Here is a 3,247-nt window from a genome sequence, read left to right on the forward strand (position 1 = left end):
CCGTGCAGGCCCAGCCGGCGCAGCCGCAGGCCGCGCAGCCCGCGCCCTCCTCGGCCGCGACGGGGGCCACCTCGGCCGCATCTGATGAAGCCGAGCTCAAGGGCCCGGTGCGGTACGACGTGAAGAAGGCCTTCGGCGCCATCGCGCGCATCAGCCTCGCGCCGAAGGACTCGCTCACGCCCCGGCAGCAGACGTTCCTGGAGGACTTCACCCGCCGCTACACGACGAAGACGCAGGGCTCCAAGCGCTCCGCCCAGGAGAACCGCGGCCAGCTGTCGGATCCGCGCGTGGTGACGGGCTTCCGGCCGCTGCTCAAGGAGCTCATCTACCCGCTGGCCGTGAACCGCTCCAAGGGCTCCAAGCTCTGGGACGTGGACGGCAACGAGTACCTGGACGCGCTCAACGGCTTCGGCTCCGTGATGTTCGGCCACGCGCCGGACTTCATCACCCAGGCCGTGCACAAGCAGGTGGACGACGGCTACGAGCTGGGGCCCATGCACCCCCTGGCCGGCGAGGTCGCGAAGCTCGTCTGTGAGTTCACCGGCGCGGACCGCGCGGCGCTCTGCAACACCGGCTCCGAGGCAGTGATGGGCGCGCTGCGGATCGCCCGCACCGTCACCGGCCGCAGCACCGTGGCCATCTTCGCCGGCAGCTACCACGGCATCTTCGACGAGGTGCTGGTGCGTGGCACCAAGAGCCTGCGCACCGTGCCGGCCGCCCCGGGCATCATGGCGGGCGCGGTGCAGGACGTGCTCGTGCTGGACTACGGCACGCCGGAGTCGCTGGAGATCCTGCGCTCCCGCGCGGACTCGCTGGCGGCCATCATGGTGGAGCCCGTGCAGAGCCGCCGCCCGGACTTCCAGCCACGCGAGTTCCTGCACCAACTGCGCGACCTCACCCAGAAGTCCGGCTCCGTCTACATCTTCGACGAGGTCATCACCGGCTTCCGCATGCACCCGGGCGGCGCCCAGGCGGTGTTCGGCGTGCAGGCGGACGTGGCCACCTACGGCAAGGTCGTGGGCGGCGGCATGCCCATTGGCGTCATCGCGGGCAAGCGCCCGTTCATGGACGCGCTGGACGGCGGCCACTGGCAGTTCGGCGACGACTCCGTGCCCACCGTGGGCGTGACGTACTTCGCCGGCACGTTCGTGCGTCACCCGCTGGCGCTCGCCGCCGCGAAGGCCGCGCTGGAGCACATGAAGGCCGCGGGCCCGGAGCTCCAGCGCGGCGTGAGCGCCAAGGCGGACAGGCTGGCCAGCACGCTCAACGCGTTCTTCGACGAGGTGGGTGCCCCGCTGCGCATCAAGCACTTCGGGTCGCTGTGGAAGACCTTCGTCACGGCGGACGTCGCGAACGCGGACCTGCTGTTCTGCCTGCTGCGCGACAAGGGCATCCACATCTGGGATGGCTTCCCGTGCTTCTTCACCACCGCGCACTCCGACGCGGATTTGCAGCGCCTCATCACCGCGTTCCAGGACAGCGTCACGGAGCTGCAGGACGCGGGCTTCCTGCCCGGCACGGCGCGGCCCCAGCCGCAGGCCCCCGCGGCCTTCGATTCCAACCAGCCCCCCGTCCCCGGCGCCCGCCTGGGGCGTGATCCGCAGGGCAACCCCGCCTGGTTCGTCCCGCACCCCACGGTGCCCGGCAAGTTCGTCAAGCTGAGCGAGACCCGATGAAGACCCCCGACTCCCCCACCCAGGACCTGCCCGACGACTTCGATCCGTTCGCCGGGCCCGCGCTGCTGCTCACCGCGCCGTCCACCGAGCCCCAGCGCGAGGTGTGGACCGGCGTGCAGATGGGCCCGGACGCGTCGTGCGCCTTCAACGAATCCATGTCCGTGCGGCTGCACGGGCCCCTGGACGTCGAGTCCCTGCGCGCCGCGCTCCAGGACCTGATGTCGCGGCACGAAGCGCTGCGCACCACGTTCAGCGCGGACGGCCTCACGCTGTGCGTCGCCGCCGCCACGCCCCTCTTGCTGGAGGTCGTGTCGCTGGACGCGCTGCCGCCCTCCGAGCGCGACGCCCGCCTCCGCGAGCTCGTCGCCCACGAGGTGGAGACGCCGCTGTCCCTGGAGACCGGGCCGCTGCTGCGCCCGCGCCTCGCGCGGCTGTCCGCCCAGGAGCACCTGCTGACGCTGACCGCGCACCACATCGTGTGCGACGGCTGGTCCATGGCGGTGATGCTGCGCGACCTGGCGGCCTTCTATTCGGCGCACGTGCGGCGGACCCCGCCCGTGCTGGCGCCCGCGCCCACGTTCAGCGACTACGCCCGCGCGCAGGCGCAGCTGGCCACGACGCCGGAGTACGCGGAGCACGAGCGCTACTGGCTCAAGCAGTTCTCCGGCGCGCTGCCGGTGCTGGAGCTGCCGCTGGACCGGCGCCGTCCGCCGTCCAAGACGTACAGCTCGCGGCGGGAGGACTGCGTCCTGGAGCCCGCGCTCGTGGAGCAGCTCAAGCGCGTGGGCGCGCGCCACGGCGGCAGCTTCTTCACCACGCTGCTGGCGGGATTCAAGGCGCTGCTGCACCGGCTGACGGGGCTGGAGGACGTGGTGGTGGCCATCCCCGCCGCGGGCCAGTCCGTGGCCGGGCTGAAGGACCTGGTGGGCCACTGCGTGAACGCGCTGCCCCTGCGCAGCAACGTCGCCGCGGAGGCGCCCTTCACGCAGGTGCTCAAGCAGCTGCGCACCACGATGCTCGATGCCTACGAGCACCAGGAGTACACCTTCGGCACGCTGCTCAAGCAGCTGGCGCTGCCGCGCGACCCCAGCCGCCTGCCGCTGGTCAACGTGCTGTTCAACGTGGACCAGGCCGTCACGGGTGAGCAGCTGGCGTTCCAGGGCCTCACCTGCGACCTGGCCAGCAACCCGCGCCACTTCGAGAACTTCGACCTCTTCATCAACGCGGCCGAGGCCCATGGCCGCGTGGTGCTGGAGTGCCAGTACAACACCGACCTCTTCGACGGCTCCACGGTCCGCCGCTGGATGGCCTGTTACGAAGAGCTGCTGCGCGGCGTGGTCGCCGACGCGGAAAGCCCCGTTGCGCGCCTGCCGCTGCTGCCCGCCGCGGAGAAGCAGCGCGTGCTGGTGGACTGGAACGCCACCGCGAAGCCGTTCGACCGCGAGGCCTTCGTCCACACGCTCGTGGCCGCCCAGGCCCGCGCCACGCCCGACGCCGTGGCCCTGCGCGCGGGGGACGTGACGCTCACGTACCAGCAGCTGCTCCAGCGCGCCCACCAGGTGGCGCATGCG

At 71.8% G+C, this 3,247-nt stretch carries 2 protein-coding genes; both read left to right on the plus strand.

What is annotated here, in order from left to right:
• Window positions 1-1,676 (plus strand): aspartate aminotransferase family protein (locus tag ACLEQD_RS11600; RefSeq protein ID WP_410383567.1); only part of this gene is annotated, 1,676 nt, incomplete at its 5' end.
• Window positions 1,673-3,247, plus strand: a 1,575-nt coding sequence (locus ACLEQD_RS11605) for a condensation domain-containing protein (RefSeq protein WP_410383568.1), incomplete at its 3' end; no start/stop codon positions are given. The genes ACLEQD_RS11600 and ACLEQD_RS11605, both read left to right, overlap by 4 nt.

This window comes from Corallococcus sp. 4LFB, from assembly GCF_046520365.1.
GTDB lineage: Bacteria > Myxococcota > Myxococcia > Myxococcales > Myxococcaceae > Corallococcus > Corallococcus caeni.